This window comes from Sphingomonas ginsenosidivorax (assembly GCF_007995065.1).
In the GTDB taxonomy this organism is placed as follows: domain Bacteria; phylum Pseudomonadota; class Alphaproteobacteria; order Sphingomonadales; family Sphingomonadaceae; genus Sphingomonas; species Sphingomonas ginsenosidivorax.
In genome coordinates this window covers 2,591,880-2,610,237 of record NZ_VOQR01000001.1, presented here as the reverse complement: position 1 = coordinate 2,610,237, position 18,358 = coordinate 2,591,880, and the positions used below count along the sequence as shown (strand labels likewise).

Genomic DNA, 18,358 nt, shown 5'->3' with positions numbered 1-18,358 from the left:
AGGCATATGTGGGTCGGCGGCGCGTTGCTGCTGATCGCGGCCGGCGGGTATCTGGCTTATTTCGCGAGCTATAGGCTCGGCTTTTTCATGGGCGCCAACTGATGGCTGAAGCACCAAAAATTCCCGACGAGGCCGAGACCCGCGCACGCTGGGGTTCGTTCGCCTGGACGGACGAAAACCAGGTCAAGGCGAACGAGATACTCGGTCGCTATCCCAAGGGCCGCGAGCAGTCGGCGTCGATCCCGTTCCTCGATCTCGCCCAGCGGCAGGTCGGCGCGGAGACGCAGACGCAGGGCTGGCTCCCCGTCCCGGTGATCGAGTTCGTCGCGCGTCAGATCGGCGTGCCGTACATGCGCGTGTACGAGGTCGTGACCTTCTACACGATGTTCAACCTGGCACCGGTCGGCCGGTTCCACGTCCAGGTGTGCGGCACGACGCCGTGCATGCTGCGCGGGAGCGACGACGTGCTGGCGGCGTGCAAGAACCGTGGCCTCGTCAAGGGCGGCACGACCCCCGACGGCATGTTCACGCTCACCGAGGTCGAGTGTCTCGGCACCTGCGCGAACGCGCCGATGGTGCAGATCAACGACGATAACTTCGAAGACCTCGATTACGACAAGACGACCGAGATCCTCGAGGCGCTCGCCAATGGCGGCACGCCGACGCCGGGGCCGCAGTTCGGTCGTCGCGCCAGCTGCCCAGAAGGCGGCCCGACCTCACTCACCGCGATGGTCGACGCGAACCACGATTACCGGGGGGAGTGGGCCTGATGCTCGCCGACAAGGACCGCATCTTCACCAACGTCTACGGCTTCCAGCCGTGGACCATCGACGCGGCCATGATGCGCGGCGATTGGGATAATACCAAGGACCTGATGGCGCTCGGCCAGGACGCGATCATCGACATCATGAAGGCCAGCGGCCTGCGTGGTCGCGGTGGCGCGGGCTTCCCGACCGGCACCAAATGGTCGTTCATGCCAAAGGAGCCGAAGCCCGACCGGCCGAACTTCCTCGTCATCAACGCCGATGAGTCGGAGCCGGGCAGCTGCAAGGATCGCGAGATCATCCGCCACGATCCGCACAAGCTGATCGAGGGCGCGCTGATCGCGGGGTTCGCGATGCGCGCGCGTGCCGCGTACATCTACATCCGCGGCGAATATATCCGCGAGGCCGAGACGCTGTTCGCGGCGGTCGCCGAGGCCTATGATCGCGGCTTCATCGGCAAGAACGCGTGCGGGTCGGGCTACGACTTCGACGTGTTCGTCCACCGTGGCGCGGGCGCCTATATCTGCGGCGAAGAGACCGCGATGCTCGAGAGCCTCGAGGGCAAGAAGGGCCAGCCGCGGTTGAAACCTCCGTTCCCGGCGGGTGCGGGACTTTATGGCTGCCCGACTACGGTCAACAATGTCGAATCGATCGCGGTCGCCCCGACGATCCTGCGGCGCGGTGCGGCCTGGTTCTCTAGCTTCGGCGCGGAGAACAACCGCGGCACCAAGCTGTTCCAGATCAGCGGCCATGTGAACAAGCCCTGCGTCGTCGAGGAAGAGATGAGCATCTCGTTCCGCGACCTGATCGAGACGCATTGCGGCGGTATCCGCGGCGGCTGGGACAATCTGCTCGCGGTAATCCCGGGCGGCTCTTCGGTGCCACTGGTTCCCGCCGCGCAGATCATGGACTGCGCGATGGATTTCGACGGCCTGAAGGCGGTCGGATCGGGCCTCGGCACTGCGGCGATCATCGTCATGGACAAGTCGACCGACATCGTCCGCGCGATCAGCCGCATCTCCTACTTCTACAAGCATGAAAGCTGCGGGCAGTGCACGCCGTGCCGCGAGGGCACTGGCTGGATGTGGCGCGTGATGGAGCGGATGCGCACCGGCGACGCCGAGCTGTCCGAGATCGACATGCTGCAGCAGGTCACCAAGCAGGTCGAGGGTCACTCGATCTGCGCGCTGGGCGACGCCGCGGCGTGGCCGATCCAGGGCCTGATCAAGCATTTCCGCCCCGAGATGGAACGCCGTATCCGCGAACGTGCCCACGTTTCTGGGAGCGACACCGCGCCGATGATGGAAGCTGCCGAATAATGCCGATAGTCAAAGTCGATGGCGTCGAGATCGAGGTGCCGCAGGGTGCCACCGTGCTGCAGGCGTGCGAGCTTGCCGGCAAGGAGATCCCGCGTTTCTGTTATCACGAACGGCTGAGCATCGCCGGCAACTGCCGGATGTGCCTGGTCGAGGTGAAGCCTGGTCCGCCCAAGCCGCAGGCGTCGTGCGCGCTGCCGGCGGCGGACAAGCAGGAAATCTTCACCAACTCGCCGATGGTCAAGAATGCCCGCGAGGGCATCATGGAATTCCTGCTGATCAACCATCCGCTCGATTGCCCGATCTGCGATCAGGGCGGCGAGTGCGACCTGCAGGACCAGTCGGTCGCCTATGGCCGGGGCCATTCGCGCTACGACGAGAACAAGCGCGCGGTCACCGAGAAGTATATGGGTCCGATCGTGAAGACGGTCATGACCCGCTGCATCCAGTGCACGCGCTGCATCCGCTTTGCCGAGGAAGTGTCGGGCGTCGAGGAGATCGGTGCGATCTTCCGCGGCGAGGACATGCAGATCACCTCGTATCTCGAAAACGCGGTCAAGAGCGAGCTGTCGGGCAACGTCGTCGATCTGTGCCCGGTCGGCGCGCTGACGTCGAAGCCCTATGCGTTCGAGGCGCGTCCGTGGGAACTGCGCAAGACGCTGACGATCGACGTCATGGACGCGGTCGGCACCAACATCCGGCTCGACAGCCGTGGTCGCCAGGTGCTGCGCTGCGTGCCGCGGATCAACGAGGATGTGAACGAGGAGTGGGCGACCGACAAGACGCGCCATGCGATCGACGGTCTCGTCCGTCGTCGTCTTGACAAGCCCTATGTCCGCGTGAACGGCAAGCTCGTGCCCGCGACCTGGGACGAGGCGTTCGCGGCGATCAAGGCGGTCGACGCGGGTAACAGCGTCGCTGCCGTCGCCGGCGACCTGGTCGATTGCGAGACGATGTTCGCCGCCAAGGCGCTGCTCGCCAAGATGGGCTCGACGATGCTGGAGGGCCGCCAGACCGGCATGGCGTACGACACGTCGAGCCTGGCTGCGGTCAACTTCAACACCACGATCGCCGGCACCGAGCGTGCGGATGCGATCCTGCTGGTCGGCACCAACCTGCGCTGGGAAGCGCCGCTGGTGAACACGCGGATCCGCAAGGCGATCAAGAAGGGCGCCAAGGTCTTCGCGATCGGGCCCGAGACCGACCTGACCTACAAGGTCGAATGGCTCGGCGACGATCTCGCGCTGCTCGGCAATCTGCCCGAGGCGGTCACCGAGGTGTTCGGCAAGGCCGAACGCCCGATGGTCATCGTCGGCGGCGGTGCGCTCAAGGGCGGCCACGGCGCAGCACTCGCGCTCGTCGACACGCTGGGTCTGGTGAAGGACGGCTGGAACGGCTTCAACGTCGTCCACATGGCAGCGTCGCGGATGGGCGGGCTGATGCTCGGCTATGCGCAGAAGGGCGGCATCGCCGACGTGATGGGGGCGAAGCTCGGCTTCTTCCTCGGCGCGGACGAGGTCGACTTCAGCCAGTTTGCCGGCTTCAAGGTGTTCGTCGGCCATCACGGCGACAAGGGCGCGGCGGCCGCCGACGTCATCCTGCCGGGCGTCACCTATGCCGAGAAGTCGGGCACCTGGGTGAACCTGGAAGGGCGCGTCCAGCAGGGCGAGCGCGCGGTGTTCGCCCCCGGCGACGCGCGCGACGACTGGTCGATCTTCCGCGCGCTCTCCGAAGTGCTGGGCCACACGTTGTCGTTCGACAGCCTCGCTGGCCTGCGCGAAGAGATGTACGCGGCGGTGCCTGCGCTGCGCCACCAGGCGCTCGCGACGTTCGACTGGCAGATGCCGTCGCTCGACACCAAGGGTGAGGGCGTCCTGGCCGGCTATCCGATCAAGGACTTCTACCTGACCAACGCGATCTGCCGCGCATCGCCGACGATGCAGCGCTGCTCGGCCGAACTCCTCCACGGCGAAGACTTCGCGGAGGCCGCGGAATGACCAGCTTCTTCCAGGATACCGTCGGCCTGTCCTATGGCTGGGCGTGGTTCGTCGCGACGATCATCGGCATCCTCGTGATCGCGCTGCCGCTGATGCTCGCGGTCGCGATGATCATCTATGCCGACCGCAAGATCTGGGCGGCGATGGCGCTGCGTCGCGGCCCCAACGTGGTCGGCCCGTTCGGTCTGCTGCAGAGCTTCGCCGACGGCTTGAAGGTGTTCCTGCAGGAGACGATCGTCCCTGCGGCCGCCAACCGGACTTTGTTCCTGCTCGCGCCGATCATCACCTTCACCGTCGCGCTGATCGTTTGGGCGGTGGTGCCGTTCCAGACCGGCGTCGTGCTCGCCGACATCAATGTCGGTCTGCTATACGTGCTCGCGGCCTCGTCGCTCGGCGTCTACGGCGTGATCCTGTCGGGCTGGGCGTCGAACTCGAAATACCCCTTCTACTCGGCGCTTCGTGCTGCCGCGCAGATGGTGTCCTACGAGGTCGCGATCGGCTTCATCCTGATCTCGGTCGTGCTGTGGTCGGGGACGTTCAACCTGTCGGGCATCGTGCTCGCGCAGACCAACGTCTATCTCCACCTGAACGGCAATGTCCTCAACCCGCTGCTGTTCCCGATGGCGGTGATGTTCTTCATCTCAAGTCTGGCCGAGACGCAGCGCGCGCCGTTCGATCTGACCGAGGCGGAGAGCGAGCTCGTCGCCGGGTACCAGACCGAATATTCGTCGATGTCGTTCGCGCTGTTCTGGCTCGGTGAGTACGCCAACGTCATCCTGATGTGCGCGCTCAACGCGATCCTGTTCTGGGGCGGCTATCTGCCCCCGGTCGACTGGGCGCCGCTCTACTACGTGCCCGGCATCATCTGGCTGTTCGCCAAGATGCTGTTCTTCTTCTTCCTGTTCAGCTGGGTGAAGGCGACCGTGCCGCGCTATCGTTACGACCAGCTGATGCGGCTGGGCTGGAAGATCTTCCTGCCGGTATCGCTGTTCTGGGTTTTCCTCGTGTCGGGCTATCTCATGCTGACGCGCGTTGGAGTGGGTTCATGAGCGTCGCTCAGATCATCAAGTCGTTCACCCTGTGGGAATTCGTGAAGGCGCACGCGCTGACGCTTCGCTATTTCTTCAAGGAAAAGGCGACGATCAACTATCCCTACGAGCGCAACCCGGTCAGCCCGCGGTTCCGCGGCGAGCATGCGCTGCGCCGCTATCCGAACGGTGAGGAACGCTGCATCGCGTGCAAGCTGTGCGAGGCGGTGTGCCCGGCCCAGGCGATCACGATCGAGGCCGAGCCGCGCGACGACGGCAGCCGCCGCACGACGCGCTACGACATCGACATGACCAAGTGCATCTATTGCGGGCTCTGTGCGGAAGCGTGCCCGGTCGATGCGATCGTCGAGGGGCCGAACTACGAATTCTCGACCGAGACGCGCGAAGAGCTGATCTACGACAAGTCGAAGCTGCTCGATAACGGCGACCGCTGGGAAAGCGCCATCGCGGCGAACCTTGCCGCCGATGCGCCGTACCGGTAGGCGACCCCGCATGAAGTCCCGACACTCCGTCATCCCAGCGCAGGCTGGGATCTCCCCGTTACAAAGCGCGCGCTTGCCGCACGAGACCCCAGCCTTCGCTGGGGTGACGAGGACACTATGATCCAGGCCATCGCCTTCTATCTCTTCGCCATCGTCGTCATCCTGTCGGCCGGCATGACGATCGCGTCGCGCAACCCGGTCCATTCGGTGATGTGGCTGATCCTGGCGTTCTTCAACGCCGCCGGGCTCATGATCCTCGTCGGTGCCGAGTTCATCGCGATGCTGCTCGTCATCGTCTATGTCGGTGCGGTCGCGGTGCTGTTCCTGTTCGTCGTGATGATGCTCGACATCGACTTCACCGAGTTGCGGGCAGGGGTCGCGCGCTATTTCGGCATCGGCCTTGCGCTTGCCGTAGCGCTTGCCGCCGAGGTGATGATCGCGGTCGGTGCCTGGAGCACCGGTCCGATCCAGCTCGCGCGGCGCGCGGCGCCGATCGATGATGCGGTCCCCAACATCCAGGCGATCGGCAACCTGCTCTACACGCGCTACCTGTTCGTGTTCGAAGGCGCCGGGCTCGTCCTGCTGGTCGCGATGATCGGTGCGATCGTGCTGACCCACCGCCAGCGTGGCGGCGTCAAGGCGCAGAACATCAGCCGCCAGAACGCGCGCCGTCCGCAGGACGCGACGCGCAACACCCAGCCTGTGGTTGGTGGGGGCGTCGAGATATGACGCACACACTCCGTCACCCCGGACTTGTTCCGGGGTCCATGCTTCCGCGCATCCAGTCGTCGGTGGAGTTCGCCGCACGATGGATGCCGGAACAAGTCCGGCATGACGAAATGGGAACTGCCTCGTGATCGGTCTCGTCCATTACCTCGTCGTCGCGGCGATCCTGTTCACCATGGGGGTGCTCGGCATCTTCCTGAACCGGAAGAACCTGATCGTCATCCTGATGGCCATCGAGCTCATCCTGCTCGCGGTGAACCTGAACCTCGTCGCCTTCTCGGCCTATCTGCACGATCTGGTCGGCCAGATTTTCGCGATGTTCGTGCTGACCGTCGCCGCGGGTGAAGCCGCGATCGGCCTCGCCATTCTCGTCATCTATTTCCGCGGTCGCGGCACCATTGCGGTCGACGACGTCAACCGGATGAAGGGGTAACTCGGTTGATCCTCCTAATCGTCTTCCTGCCGCTGCTGGCATCGATCGTCGCCGGGTTCGGCAACCGCGCCATCGGCGCGGGGCCCGCCAAGATCGTCACCACCGGCGCGCTGTTCGTCTCGGCCGCGCTGTCGTGGCCGATCTTCCTCGGCTATCTGTCGGGCGCGAGCGTGGCCACGGTCACGCCCGTACTCGACTTCATCCAGTCGGGGACGATGAACGTCGCCTGGTCGCTGCGGGTCGACTCGCTGACCGCGGTGATGCTGGTCGTGATCACCTCGGTGTCCGCACTCGTCCACCTCTATAGCTGGGGCTATATGAGCGAGGACCCGGACCAGCCGCGCTTCTTCGCCTATCTCTGCCTGTTCACCTTCGCGATGCTGATGCTCGTGACCGCGAACAACCTGGTGCAGATGTTCTTCGGCTGGGAAGGGGTGGGCCTCGCCTCGTACCTCCTCATCGGATTCTGGTTCCGCAAGCCCTCGGCCAACGCCGCCGCGATCAAGGCGTTCGTCGTGAACCGTGTGGGTGACTTGGGCTTCATGCTCGGCATCTTCGGCACGTACCTGGTGTTCGGCACGGTCTCGATCCCCGAGATCCTCGCCGCCGCACCCGGCATGACGGGCTCGACGATCGGCTTCCTCGGCTCGCGCTTCGACACGATGACGGTACTGTGCCTGCTGCTGTTCGTCGGTGCGATGGGCAAGTCGGCGCAGCTCGGCCTGCACACCTGGCTCCCCGACGCGATGGAAGGCCCGACCCCGGTGTCGGCGCTGATCCACGCCGCGACGATGGTGACGGCCGGCGTCTTCATGGTCTGCCGCCTGTCGCCGATGTTCGAACAGAGCCCGTTCGCGCTGCACCTGATCATGGGCATCGGCGCGGCGACCTGCCTGTTCGCGGCGACCGTCGCGCTCGTCCAGACCGACATCAAGCGCGTGATCGCCTATTCGACCTGTTCGCAGCTCGGCTACATGTTCTTCGCGGCCGGCGTCGGCGCGTACGGCGCGGCGATGTTCCACCTTTTCACGCACGCCTTCTTCAAGGCGCTGCTGTTCCTCGGTGCCGGCTCGGTGATCCATGCGATGCATCACGAGCAGGACATGCGCTTCTATGGCGGCCTGCGGAAGAAGATCCCGCTGACCTTCTGGGCGATGATGATGGGTACGCTCGCCATCACCGGCGTCGGCATCCCCGGCATCTTCGGCAATACGCCGTTCGGTTTTGCAGGCTTCCATTCGAAGGACGCGATCATCGAGGTGAGCTGGGCGGCCGGCGAGGGCGGCACCTGGTTCGTCGGCGTGCTCGTCGCGCTGCTCACCAGCTTCTATTCGTGGCGCCTGATGTTCCTCACCTTCTGGGGAACGCCGCGCTGGGCCGCGTCGGAGCATATCCAGCACGCGCTGCATGACGCGCACGGCCATGGTCATGACGACCACGCGCACGATCATGCACACGACGCGCACCATGCCGACGATCACCACGCGAACCCGGCCAAGGCCGAGGACGCCGGTGGTACGCCGTCGACGCATGCCGCCGGCCAGCATGATCTGCCTGCCGGCACGGGTGGCTATCATCCGCACGAGAGCCCGCTCCCGATGCTGATCCCGCTGCTTCTGCTGTCGATCGGTGCTGTCCTGGCCGGCTTCGTTTTCCACGGCTATTTCATCGAGCCGGAAGCAGGCGAACGCTACTGGAAGGGCGCGATCGCGTTCCGCGAGGAACTGATGCACCACATGCACGGTGTGCCGTTGATGGTGAAGCTGTCGGCGACGATCGCGATGCTGCTCGGCCTGTTCGGCGCATGGGTCGCGTACATCAGGTCGCCGAGCCTGCCGACGTCGGTCTCGGAGCATTTCCGGATCCTCTACCGGTTCCTGCTGCACAAATGGTATTTCGACGAGCTGTATCACCTGCTCTTCGTGCGCCCAGCCTTCGCGATCGGACGCCTCCTGTGGCACCGCGGCGACGAGCAGACGATCAACCGGTTCGGGCCCGACGGCTCGGCCTGGGCGGTCCAGCTCGGCAGCCGCGTCGCCAACCGCTTCCAGACCGGATATCTCTACACCTATGCCTTCGTCATGCTGATCGGCCTGACAGCCGCCGTAACCTGGGCGATCGGACTCTATAAATGAGCGACTTCCCCCTTCTTTCGCTGATGATCGCGGTTCCGGCGATCGCCGCGGTCGCGTGCCTGTTCGTGTCCGCACAGACCGCGCGCGCGATGGCGCTGTCGGCGACTCTGGTCGACCTCGTCCTCGGCGTCGTGCTGTGGTCGAGCTACGACATCGGCGGTGCGCAGTGGCAGTTCGTCGAGGCGCATCCCGGCGTGTTCGGTCCGTTCGGCTGGTCGCTCGGCATCGACGGCTTCGCGCTGATGCTGATCATGCTCAGCGTGTTCCTGATGCCGATCTGCATCGGCGCCAGCTGGCGCTCGATCACGACGCGCGTGCCGGAATACATGGCGGCGTTCCTGTTCACCGAGGTGCTGATGATCGGCACCTTCGCGGCGCAGGACCTGTTCCTGTTCTACGTGTTCTTCGAAGCCGGCCTGATCCCGATGTACCTGATCATCGGCATCTGGGGCGGGGCGAACCGCATCTACGCGTCGTACAAGTTCTTCCTCTACACGCTGCTCGGCTCGGTGCTGATGTTCGTCGCCATGCTCTACATGGCGAAGACCGCAGGCACGACGAGCATCCCGGCGCTGATGGCGTACGACTTCCCCGCCTCGGTTCAGACCTGGCTGTGGCTCGCTTTCTTCGCGTCGTTCGCGGTCAAGATGCCGATGTGGCCGGTCCACACCTGGTTGCCCGACGCGCACGTGCAGGCGCCGACCGCGGGCTCGGTGATCCTGGCGGGCGTGCTGCTGAAGCTCGGCGGCTACGGCTTCCTGCGCTTCCTGCTGCCGATGTTCCCCGAGGCGAGCGGCCAGCTCACCTGGCTGATCTTCGGCCTGTCGGCGGTCGCGGTGATCTACACCAGCCTTGTCGCGCTGGTGCAGTCGGACATGAAGAAGCTGATCGCCTATTCGTCCGTCGCGCACATGGCGATCGTCACGATCGGCCTGTTCGCGTTCAACCGGCAGGGCATCGAAGGCGCGATGATCATGATGCTCAGCCACGGGCTCGTATCGGGCGCGTTGTTCCTGTGCGTCGGCGTCATCTACGACCAGCTGCACACGCGTGAGATCGCGCGCTACGGCGGTCTCAGCATCAACATGCCGCGCTACGCCGTGTTCTTCCTGTTCTTCACCATGGCGTCGATCGGCCTGCCGGGTACCAGCGGCTTCGTCGCCGAGTTCCTGTCGCTGATGGGCACCTATCAGGTGTCGACCTGGACCGCGTTGCTCTGCACGACCAGCATCATCCTCGGTGCCGGCTACATGCTGTTCCTCTACCGCCGCGTCGCGTTCGGCGAGATCAAGTCGGACGACGTCCGCGCGATGGTCGACCTGTCGGGCCGCGAACTCTGGCTGCTCGCCCCGATCGCCGCCGTCGTGCTGTGGATGGGCGTGTACCCCGAGAGCTTCCTCGCGCCGATGCGCAAGGATGTCGGCGTGCTGCTCCAGCGCATCGACCGTGCCAAGCCCGCCAGCGATTCCCAGCCGACCAAGGGGCGCGTAGCCCCGATTGCAGCGCACGCGGAGGCGCACTGATGGACTATTCCGCAAATCTGGCGATGACCCTGCCGGAGATCGTGCTGTCGCTCGGCGCGATCGTGCTCATGCTCGTCTCGGCCTGGGGCGGTAGCGCGTCGACCAAAATGGTCTCGTGGACCGCGGTCGCGGTGCTCGCGGGCGCCGGCATCTCGCTGATGGGGCCTGCCTCCTATGGCGGCCTCGCGTTCGGCGGCCTCTACCGCGCCGATGCGTTCGCGGCGTTCGCCAAGGTCCTCATCTACATCGCCACCGCGGTCTCGATCGTGATTGCGCCGCGCTTCTTCCAGAAGACCGCCGGCGACGACCTGCGTCCCGAATATCCCGTGCTGATGCTGCTGTCCGCGGCGGGTATGGGGATCATGGTGTCGGCGGGTGACATGCTGACGCTGTATGTAGGTCTCGAACTGCAGAGCCTGGCCGCCTATGTGCTGGCCAGCTTCATGCGCCGCGACGGTCGTTCGGCCGAGGCGGGCCTGAAGTATTTCGTGCTCGGTGCGCTCGCGAGCGGCATCCTGCTCTACGGCATCAGCCTGGTCTACGGCTTCTCAGGGACGACGTTGTTCTCGGGCATCGCGCAGGCCTATGCGGGTACGCATTCGCTCGGCCTGCTGTTCGGGCTGGTGTTCGTGTTCGCGGGGCTAGCCTTCAAGATCAGCGCCGTGCCGTTCCACATGTGGACACCCGACGTGTACGAAGGCGCGCCCACCCCGGTCACTGCCTTCTTCGCCTCCGCACCCAAGGTCGCCGCGATGGCGCTCGCCGTCCGCGTCGCGGTCGAGGCGATGGGCCCGGCGACCGACGAGTGGCGCCAGATCGTGATCTTCGCGGCACTCGCCTCGATCATCCTCGGTGCGGTCGGCGCGATCGGCCAGACCAACGTCAAGCGCCTGCTTGCCTATTCGTCGATCAACAATGTCGGCTACGCGCTCGTCGGCCTCGCCGCGGGCACGCAGGAAGGCGTGTCGTCGGTGCTCATGTACCTGGTGATCTATATCGCGATGACTCTGGGCTCGTTCCTCGTCGTGCTGCAGATGCGCGGTGAGGACGGCCAGCCGATCGAGACCATCGCCAGCCTGTCGGGGCTGTCGCGCACGCGGCCGGCGCTGGCGGCGGCACTCGCGATCTTCATGTTCAGCCTTGCCGGCATCCCGCCGCTGTTCGGCTTCTATGCGAAGTTCGCGGTGTTCAACGCGGCGATCGGTGCCGGGCTCTTCCCGCTCGCGGTGATCGGCTATGTCGCCTCGGTGATCGGCGCCTACTATTATCTGCGCGTGGTCAAGACGATGTACTTCGACGATCCCGCACCCGCGTTCGCGCCGATGGAGAGCCGCGTCGAAGGCGGCCTGATCGCGGTCGCCGCGGTCTTCGTCTCGCCGCTCGGGTACCTCGCCATTCCGGTGCTCGCGGGCTGGACGATGGTGGCGGCACGGGCGCTCTTCTGAGTATCCGGACCGTCGCGGAGACGGGATCGACCAACGCCGACATGCTCGCGCTCGCGCGCAGCGGCGTTGCCGAAGGGGTGTGGCTGCGCGCCGAGCGACAGAGCTCGGGGCGGGGCCGGATGGGGCGGGAATGGTCCTCGCCGGTCGGCAATTTCTACGGGAGCACGGTGGTCCGGTTGCGACCGAGAGATCCGGCGCCTGCAACGCTAGCCCTGCTCGCAGCGGTGGCGCTGGAAGAGGCCGTTTCCACCTTCCTGCCGTTCCCCGGCGAAGGCCGGGGCCCAGGTGGGAAGGCTGTCGTAACGACGCGCGCCGTACGCCAAGTACCGACGTCGCAACTGGACCCCGGCCTTCGCCGGGGAACAGGGCAGGGCGGGGTTCGCCTCAAATGGCCGAACGATCTCCTCGTCGATGGCGCAAAACTCTCCGGCATCCTCCTCGAGCGCACGGACGACGCGGTCATCGTCGGGATCGGCGTCAACCTCGCGCATCACCCAGACCTCCCCGATCGCCCCACCACCAGCCTCGCCGCGCACGCCGCCCCCGTCGCCCCGGCCCAGTTCGCCGAAACGCTCGCCGAAACCTTCGCCCGCTGGCTGTCCCGCTGGCGCGGCGAGGGGCTAGCCCCCGTCCGCCAGCGCTGGCTCGACCGCGCGCACCCGATCGGCACCGCGCTCACCGCGCGGCTGCCCGACGGCACCGCGCATGACGGGCTGTTCGACGGGCTCGACGCGGACGGTGCGCTCATCCTCCGCTTGGCGGACGGCGGCCGGCGTGTCATTCACGCCGCCGACGTCTTCCTGATCTGAAAGCCAGCCCATGCTGCTCGCGATAGATGCCGGCAACACCAATGTCGTGTTCGCACTCGTCGAGGCGCGGCGCATCGTCGCGCGCTGGCGGATCGCGACGGATCCGCGCCGCACGGCTGACGAATATGCGGTGTGGCTCAGCCAGCTGCTCCAGCTCGAAGGCTTTGACCGCAGCCAGGTCCACGGCGTCATCGTGGCGACCGTCGTGCCGCGCGCGCTCCACAACCTCCAGGTGCTGGCGAGCAAGTATTTCGCGACCGAGGCCGTCATTGCCGGCTCGCCCGCCGCTCCCTGGGGCTTCTCGATCGACGTCGCCGAGCCGCAGTCGCTCGGTGCCGACCGCGCGGTCAACACGATCGCCGCGCACGCCCTGCACCGCGGCGACCTGATCGTGATCGACTTCGGCACCGCGACCACCTTCGACGTCAGCGACTTTTCGGGAGCGTACAAGGGCGGGATCATCGCGCCGGGGATCAACTTGTCCCTGGACGCGCTCGTCACCGCCGCCGCCAAGCTGCCGCGCATCGCGATCGAGGCGCCCGCGACGACCAGCGTGATCGGCCGCGACACGATCTCGCAGATGCACATCGGCATCTTCTGGGGCTATATCGCGATGATCGAAGGTCTCGTCACGCGGCTGAAGGCAGAGATCGGCCGGCCCTCGAAAGTGATCGCCACCGGCGGTCTTGCGACTTTATTCGAGAAACAAACCAACGTCTTCGACCATATCGAGCCCGACCTGACGATCCAGGGGCTGGCCATGATGTGGGAAAATACCCATATAGCAGCCTGAACGCTCGCGCCGCTGAGCCGCTGGGCACCATCCCGAAATCATTCCGACCGGCCGTTGGGCCATATTATCCGTATGTTTGAAAGCTTTTGAATGACTCCGAAGAACGAACTCCTTTTCTGCGCGCTGGGCGGTTCCGGCGAAATCGGCATGAACGTCAACCTCTATGGCTGTAACGGCAAGTGGGTGATGGTCGATCTCGGCATCACCTTCGCCGACCCGCAATATCCCGGCGTCGACGTGATCCTGCCCGACCTGTCCTTCATCGAGGAGCGCCTCGACGATCTCGTCGGCATCGTCATCACGCACGGGCACGAGGATCATATCGGCTCGCTGCCGTACCTCGCCGAGGACCTCGGCGTGCCGATCTACGCGACCCCGTTCACCATGGGGCTGATCCGCGGCAAGCTCGAGGAAGAGGGCATCGCCAACCGCGTGAAGCTCAAGACCATCCCGATGGGCGGCAGCTTCCAGCTGGGGCCCTTTGGCTTCACCTTCGTCGAGATGTCGCACTCGATCCCCGAAGCCAACGCGCTGCTGATCGACACACCGCATGGCCGCGTGTTCCACACCGGCGACTGGAAGCTCGACGCCAACCCCGTGATCGGCAACCCGACCAAGCCCGAGGGCTTCATCGCGATCGGCGACAAGGGCGTCGACGTGCTCGTCTGCGACTCGACCAACATCTTCAACACCACGGCGTCGGGCAGCGAGAGCACCGTCCGCCAGGGCCTGTTCGAGGAGGTCAGCAAGGCCAAGGGCCGCGTGATGATCACCAGCTTCGCGTCGAACGCGGCACGTCTGCACACCTTCGGCGAAGTGGCCAAGGAAACCGGGCGCAAGCTGTGCGTCACCGGGCGCTCGCTCGACCGGATCATCAAGGTCGCACGCGCGACCGGCTATCTGAAGGACTTTCCCGAGACGATCGATCCCGACACCGCGATGCGCCTGCCGCGCAACAAGGTGCTGATCATCGCGACGGGCGGGCAGGGCGAGGAACGCGCCGCGCTCGCTCGCGTCGCCAATGGCAGCCACACGATCCAGCTCCAGGCCGACGATACCGTAATCTTCTCGTCGAAGCAGATCCCCGGCAACGAAGTGCAGATCGGCCGCATCCAGAACACGCTGGCGGCCAAGGGCATCAAGATGGTGACCGAGCGCCAGGCGCACGTCCATGTCTCGGGCCATCCCGGCCAGCCCGAACTCGCGCAGATGTACGACTGGCTGCGGCCCGACGTGCTGATCCCGACGCACGGCGAGATGCGCCACATGATGGAGCATGCGCGCTTCGGCCTGGGCGAAGGCATTCCGCGCGCGCTCGTGCAGAGCAACGGCGACATCGTGCGTTTGGCACCCAAGGGCCCGGCCAAGATCGGCAACGCGACCGTCGGCCGCCTGGTCCTCGACGGCGACGTGATCCTGCCCGCCGACGGCGCGACGATTGCGGATCGTCGCAAGCTCGCGATCAACGGCCAGATCTCGGTCGGCGTCGCGATCGGCAAGGACGGCCGGATGATCGGCCAGCCGCAGGTCCGCGTGCAGGGCGTGCCGGTCGAGGAAGACCGCGCGGCGTTCGTCGCCGACGCGGTCCAGGCGACCGCCGACGCGGTGCGCGGCGGCAAGCGGGAGGCCGACAAGATGCGCGAGCAGATCCGTCTCGCGGTCCGGAAAGTCGCGAGCCGCTGGACCGGCAAGAAGCCGATCGTCGACGTCCTGCTGATCCAGGGCTGATCCCATGCGCTGGACCTCGGCACTGGCGATCTACATCCTGTTCTGGTCGCTGTCGGTGTTCCTGGTCCTGCCGTTCGGCGTCCGCACGACGCGGGAGGCCGGGGGCGATCTCGTCCCCGGCCAGGCCGAGAGTGCCCCGCATGAATTCCATGCGGGGCGGATCGCGTGGCGCGTGACGATCGTCGCGACCATCTTGTTCGTGCTGTTCCTGCTCAACTACACCTATGGCTGGGTCACGCCGCAGAGCGTCGACCTGTTCGGCCGCAAGTCCATGATTACGCGCTGACGCGGCCGGTCACGCTCGCCCGGCAACCCTAACGCCTGCGTAATGACTTGCCGCCCGCCGTAGGGCGCGTCAGGATGTGCGCATGCCAGACATCCTATCCCCGCCGCCCGAGCAGTTCCTGCGTGAAGACGCGATCCGGGGCGGGATGGATCTGATGCTGTTCGCGCACAGCCGCCACCTGCAGCACGCCGACGAGGAGCTCGCCAAGCTGAACCTCGGCCGGGCACACCACCGCGTTCTGTACTTCCTCGCGCGCAAGCCCGACATGCCGGTCAACGAAATCCTGACGATCCTCGCGATCACCAAGCAATCCTTCGGCCGCGTCGCCAATGCGCTGACCGAGCAGGGCCTGATGGAATCCCGCCCCGGCGATCGCGACCGTCGCCAGCGACTGTTGCGGCTGACGCCGGCGGGCGCGAAGCTGGAACAAGACCTGTTCATCGTCCTCCACGACAACATGGCGCGCGCCTATGGCGCGTCGGGCGGGCAGGCGGTCGCGGGCTTCTGGGTCGTGATGCAGCATCTGATGGGGACCGAGGCGCAGTCGATCTTCGCGCGCATCCAGCGGGCCTGACGCGCCCGGCGGCCAATGGGGGGGCGCTGACCGAAGGCACGGGCCCGCATGACACAGACGTCATGGAACGCACCGTCGCTGCGGGGCGTATCAAGGGTCTAACCTCCCGCAAAGGTGCGCTTGTGGCCACAGCCTATCCGACCCGCTCGACCCCGCCGCGGGTCGCACGCGCGCACCCGATCCACGGCATCCTGTCCGCCTATCCGCTGGCGTTCTTCACCGGCGCGCTCGCGACCGACATCACCTATCTCAATACCGCCAACATGCAGTGGGCGAACTTCTCGGTCTGGCTGATCGCGGGCGGTCTCGTCATGGGCGTGCTCGCGGCGATCGTCGGCATCGTCGACGCGATCGCCAACCGGGGCAGGGCGCGCGCACGACGACCCTGGCCGCACAGCGTCGGCACGTTGCTGATGATGGGCCTCGCGTTGCTCAACGCCTTCATCCACAGCCGCGACGCCTGGACCTCGGTGGTGCCGACCGGGATCATCCTGTCGGTGATCGTCTCGATCCTCGCGCTGGCGACGAGCTGGTCGGGCTATTCCCTCCAGGCACGGCAGGACGCATGATGCGCACGACCCTCACGCTCTCGCTCGCGACCGCCGCCATCCTCCTGTCGGGTTGCAGCGGCAAGGGCGGCGACGCCAGCGCACAGCTCGGCGCCAACCCCGGACTGCCCTCGCTCCAGCAATATCTGCTCCCGCCGATGAAGATCGCCAAGCCCGTGCCCTGGGGCACCGCGGTGCCGACGGTAGCGGCGGGGCTCAAGGTGTCAGCGTTCGCAACCGGCTTCAAGAATGTCCGCTCGCTCTACGTCCTGCCCAATGGCGACGTGCTGGCGGTCGAGCCCAAGGGACCGACCGAACCCGTCTCGCGGCCCAAGGATATCCTCGTCGGCCTGATCCAGGGCTTCGGCCACAGCAAGACCCAGGGCGGCGACCGGATCACGCTGCTGCGCGACACCGATGGCGACGGCAAGGCGGACGTCCGCACCGTGCTGCTCGATCACCTGGTCTCGCCGTTCGGCGTCGCACTGGTGGGCGGCGACCTGTACGTCGCCAACACCGACGCGATCGTCCGCTTCCCCTATGTGACCGGCCAGACCCGGATCACCGCGCCGGGCACGATCCTGACCCCGCTGCCGGGCGGGCCGATCAACCATCACTGGACCAAGAGCCTCGTCGCCAGCCCCGACGGATCGAAGCTCTATGTCGGCATCGGCTCGAACAGCAACATCACCGAGGCGGGGATCGAGGCCGAGCGCGACCGCGCCAAGATCTGGGAGGTCGACCGCGCGACCGGCGCGCACCGCGACTTCGCCACCGGATTGCGCAACCCCAACGGCCTCAGCTGGAACCCGCAATCGGGCCAGCTCTGGGCGGTGATCAACGAGCGCGACGAGATCGGGCCGGACCTGGTGCCCGATTACCTGACCTCGGTCCGCGACGGCGCCTTCTATGGCTGGCCGTACAGCTATTGGGGACAGCACGTCGATCCACGCGTGATGCCGAGGCGCCCCGACATGGTCGCGAAGGCGGTGATGCCCGACTACAGCCTCAGCAGCCACGTCGCGCCGCTGGGGCTCGCCTTCGGCACCGCGCAGACGCCCGCCGCCTATCGCCAGGGCGCGTTCGTTGGCGAGCATGGCAGCTGGGACCGCGGCCATCTCAACGGCTACAAGGTCGTCTGGGTACCGTTCGCGGGCGGCAAGCCCGCCGGCAAGGCACGCGATGTCGTCACCGGCTTCATCGACGCGCAGAACCACGCGCGCGGCCGGCCGGTGGGCTTGGCGATCGACCAGCGCGGCGGGTTGCTGATCGCGGACGACCTCGCGAACGTGGTGTGGCGCGTGACGGGGTCCTGATCCCCTCCGTCATGCTGAACTCGTTTCAGCATCCACCTCGCCCCGAGCGCTTGCGGCGAGGTGGACCCTGAACCGAGTTCAGGGTGACGGAATTACCGCCGAACCGGCGGCCGCCCCCCGGCCGCCGCGTCACCGGAACGCCGACAGGCCGTGGCGGCCGCGGGGTCGCCTGCGCCTCGGCAATCGCATAGCCTTCCTTGCGCAGCTTGCCGAACGCATCGCGCACGCTGGTCGCGACCGCGGTCTGGACCGCAGCGGGCAGGTCGGTGAACGCGGTATTGGCGTGCACCGCGTTCAGGTCGCGGAGCAGCGCGTTGGGCATCCCCTTGGCGCTGTCCTTGAGCGCGACGATCGCGTCCACGACGGCCGCGTTGATGATGTCCTGCATGAGGTCGGTGGCTGATTTCGGCATGGCGCCCCAAGCCACGAGATCG

The 18,358-nt window shown here is 66.2% G+C and carries 18 protein-coding genes; 17 read left to right on the top strand and 1 reads right to left on the bottom strand.

Going from position 1 to position 18,358, the window contains the following annotated elements:
* Positions 1-101 precede the first annotated feature (101 nt).
* From FSB78_RS11805 to FSB78_RS11725, 17 genes are all read left to right on the top strand, one after another.
* Positions 102-770, top strand: coding sequence for a complex I 24 kDa subunit family protein (locus FSB78_RS11805; RefSeq protein WP_147082830.1), 669 nt, complete (start codon positions 102-104; stop codon positions 768-770).
* The gene (gene nuoF / locus FSB78_RS11800; protein ID WP_147082829.1) at positions 770-2,083 is read left to right on the top strand and encodes an NADH-quinone oxidoreductase subunit NuoF; all 1,314 of its coding nucleotides are present in this window, start codon (positions 770-772) and stop codon (positions 2,081-2,083) included. Before FSB78_RS11805 ends, nuoF begins: the two co-directional genes overlap by 1 nt.
* Positions 2,083-4,077, top strand: coding sequence for an NADH-quinone oxidoreductase subunit NuoG (nuoG, locus tag FSB78_RS11795; protein ID WP_147082828.1), 1,995 nt, complete (start codon positions 2,083-2,085; stop codon positions 4,075-4,077). Before nuoF ends, nuoG begins: the two co-directional genes overlap by 1 nt.
* The gene (gene nuoH / locus FSB78_RS11790; protein WP_147082827.1) at positions 4,074-5,126 is read left to right on the top strand and encodes an NADH-quinone oxidoreductase subunit NuoH; all 1,053 of its coding nucleotides are present in this window, start codon (positions 4,074-4,076) and stop codon (positions 5,124-5,126) included. Before nuoG ends, nuoH begins: the two co-directional genes overlap by 4 nt.
* A complete protein-coding gene (nuoI, locus tag FSB78_RS11785) occupies positions 5,123-5,608 on the top strand; it encodes an NADH-quinone oxidoreductase subunit NuoI (protein ID WP_031393837.1) in 486 nt (161 codons plus the stop codon). Before nuoH ends, nuoI begins: the two co-directional genes overlap by 4 nt.
* A gap of 117 nt (positions 5,609-5,725) precedes the next feature.
* On the top strand, positions 5,726-6,337 hold the full coding sequence (locus tag FSB78_RS11780) for an NADH-quinone oxidoreductase subunit J (protein WP_147082826.1): 612 nt from the start codon (positions 5,726-5,728) through the stop codon (positions 6,335-6,337).
* A 124-nt stretch (positions 6,338-6,461) separates the two neighbouring features.
* Entirely contained in the window at positions 6,462-6,767 is a 306-nt protein-coding gene (gene nuoK / locus FSB78_RS11775) for an NADH-quinone oxidoreductase subunit NuoK (protein WP_147082825.1), read from the top strand.
* Positions 6,768-6,772: 5 nt separating this feature from the next.
* Positions 6,773-8,902 (top strand): NADH-quinone oxidoreductase subunit L, encoded by a 2,130-nt coding sequence (gene nuoL / locus FSB78_RS11770; protein WP_147082824.1) that lies wholly within the window; start codon positions 6,773-6,775, stop codon positions 8,900-8,902.
* A complete protein-coding gene (locus FSB78_RS11765) occupies positions 8,899-10,425 on the top strand; it encodes an NADH-quinone oxidoreductase subunit M (RefSeq protein ID WP_147082823.1) in 1,527 nt (508 codons plus the stop codon). The genes nuoL and FSB78_RS11765 overlap by 4 nt, the downstream gene beginning before the upstream one ends.
* Positions 10,425-11,870, top strand: coding sequence for an NADH-quinone oxidoreductase subunit NuoN (gene nuoN / locus FSB78_RS11760; RefSeq protein ID WP_147082822.1), 1,446 nt, complete (start codon positions 10,425-10,427; stop codon positions 11,868-11,870). Before FSB78_RS11765 ends, nuoN begins: the two co-directional genes overlap by 1 nt.
* 41 nt (positions 11,871-11,911) lie before the next feature.
* Complete coding sequence (locus tag FSB78_RS11755) at positions 11,912-12,679, top strand: biotin--[acetyl-CoA-carboxylase] ligase (RefSeq protein ID WP_147082821.1); 768 nt, start codon at positions 11,912-11,914, stop codon at positions 12,677-12,679.
* 10 nt (positions 12,680-12,689) lie between these two features.
* A complete protein-coding gene (locus tag FSB78_RS11750; protein WP_147082820.1) occupies positions 12,690-13,472 on the top strand; it encodes a type III pantothenate kinase in 783 nt (260 codons plus the stop codon).
* A 90-nt stretch (positions 13,473-13,562) separates the two neighbouring features.
* Positions 13,563-15,200, top strand: coding sequence for a ribonuclease J (locus FSB78_RS11745; protein WP_147082819.1), 1,638 nt, complete (start codon positions 13,563-13,565; stop codon positions 15,198-15,200).
* Positions 15,201-15,204: 4 nt separating this feature from the next.
* Positions 15,205-15,486, top strand: coding sequence for a DUF1467 family protein (locus FSB78_RS11740; protein ID WP_147082818.1), 282 nt, complete (start codon positions 15,205-15,207; stop codon positions 15,484-15,486).
* 82 nt (positions 15,487-15,568) lie between these two features.
* On the top strand, positions 15,569-16,060 hold the full coding sequence (locus tag FSB78_RS11735; RefSeq protein ID WP_147082817.1) for a MarR family transcriptional regulator: 492 nt from the start codon (positions 15,569-15,571) through the stop codon (positions 16,058-16,060).
* A 122-nt stretch (positions 16,061-16,182) separates the two neighbouring features.
* Positions 16,183-16,629 (top strand): DUF2231 domain-containing protein, encoded by a 447-nt coding sequence (locus tag FSB78_RS11730; protein WP_242008233.1) that lies wholly within the window; start codon positions 16,183-16,185, stop codon positions 16,627-16,629.
* Positions 16,629-17,924 (top strand): PQQ-dependent sugar dehydrogenase, encoded by a 1,296-nt coding sequence (locus FSB78_RS11725; protein WP_147082815.1) that lies wholly within the window; start codon positions 16,629-16,631, stop codon positions 17,922-17,924. The genes FSB78_RS11730 and FSB78_RS11725 overlap by 1 nt, the downstream gene beginning before the upstream one ends.
* A 25-nt stretch (positions 17,925-17,949) precedes the next feature.
* Here FSB78_RS11725 and FSB78_RS11720 read toward each other — a convergent pair whose 3' ends face one another.
* The gene (locus FSB78_RS11720; RefSeq protein ID WP_147082814.1) at positions 17,950-18,336 is read right to left on the bottom strand and encodes a hypothetical protein; all 387 of its coding nucleotides are present in this window, start codon (positions 18,334-18,336) and stop codon (positions 17,950-17,952) included.
* Positions 18,337-18,358: the final 22 nt, after the last annotated feature.

Coding starts and splice junctions, on each gene's coding strand:
- FSB78_RS11780 (WP_147082826.1), top strand. CDS start 5,726: ATGATCCAGGCCATCGCCTTCTATCTCTTCGCCATCGTCGTCATCCTG.
- FSB78_RS11735 (WP_147082817.1), top strand. CDS start 15,569: ATGCCAGACATCCTATCCCCGCCGCCCGAGCAGTTCCTGCGTGAAGAC.
- nuoF (WP_147082829.1), top strand. CDS start 770: ATGCTCGCCGACAAGGACCGCATCTTCACCAACGTCTACGGCTTCCAG.
- FSB78_RS11805 (WP_147082830.1), top strand. CDS start 102: ATGGCTGAAGCACCAAAAATTCCCGACGAGGCCGAGACCCGCGCACGC.
- FSB78_RS11720 (WP_147082814.1), bottom strand. CDS start 18,336: ATGCCGAAATCAGCCACCGACCTCATGCAGGACATCATCAACGCGGCC.
- nuoN (WP_147082822.1), top strand. CDS start 10,425: ATGGACTATTCCGCAAATCTGGCGATGACCCTGCCGGAGATCGTGCTG.
- FSB78_RS11765 (WP_147082823.1), top strand. CDS start 8,899: ATGAGCGACTTCCCCCTTCTTTCGCTGATGATCGCGGTTCCGGCGATC.
- FSB78_RS11725 (WP_147082815.1), top strand. CDS start 16,629: ATGCGCACGACCCTCACGCTCTCGCTCGCGACCGCCGCCATCCTCCTG.
- FSB78_RS11745 (WP_147082819.1), top strand. CDS start 13,563: ATGACTCCGAAGAACGAACTCCTTTTCTGCGCGCTGGGCGGTTCCGGC.
- FSB78_RS11740 (WP_147082818.1), top strand. CDS start 15,205: ATGCGCTGGACCTCGGCACTGGCGATCTACATCCTGTTCTGGTCGCTG.
- FSB78_RS11755 (WP_147082821.1), top strand. CDS start 11,912: ATGCTCGCGCTCGCGCGCAGCGGCGTTGCCGAAGGGGTGTGGCTGCGC.
- nuoI (WP_031393837.1), top strand. CDS start 5,123: ATGAGCGTCGCTCAGATCATCAAGTCGTTCACCCTGTGGGAATTCGTG.
- nuoG (WP_147082828.1), top strand. CDS start 2,083: ATGCCGATAGTCAAAGTCGATGGCGTCGAGATCGAGGTGCCGCAGGGT.
- nuoH (WP_147082827.1), top strand. CDS start 4,074: ATGACCAGCTTCTTCCAGGATACCGTCGGCCTGTCCTATGGCTGGGCG.
- FSB78_RS11750 (WP_147082820.1), top strand. CDS start 12,690: ATGCTGCTCGCGATAGATGCCGGCAACACCAATGTCGTGTTCGCACTC.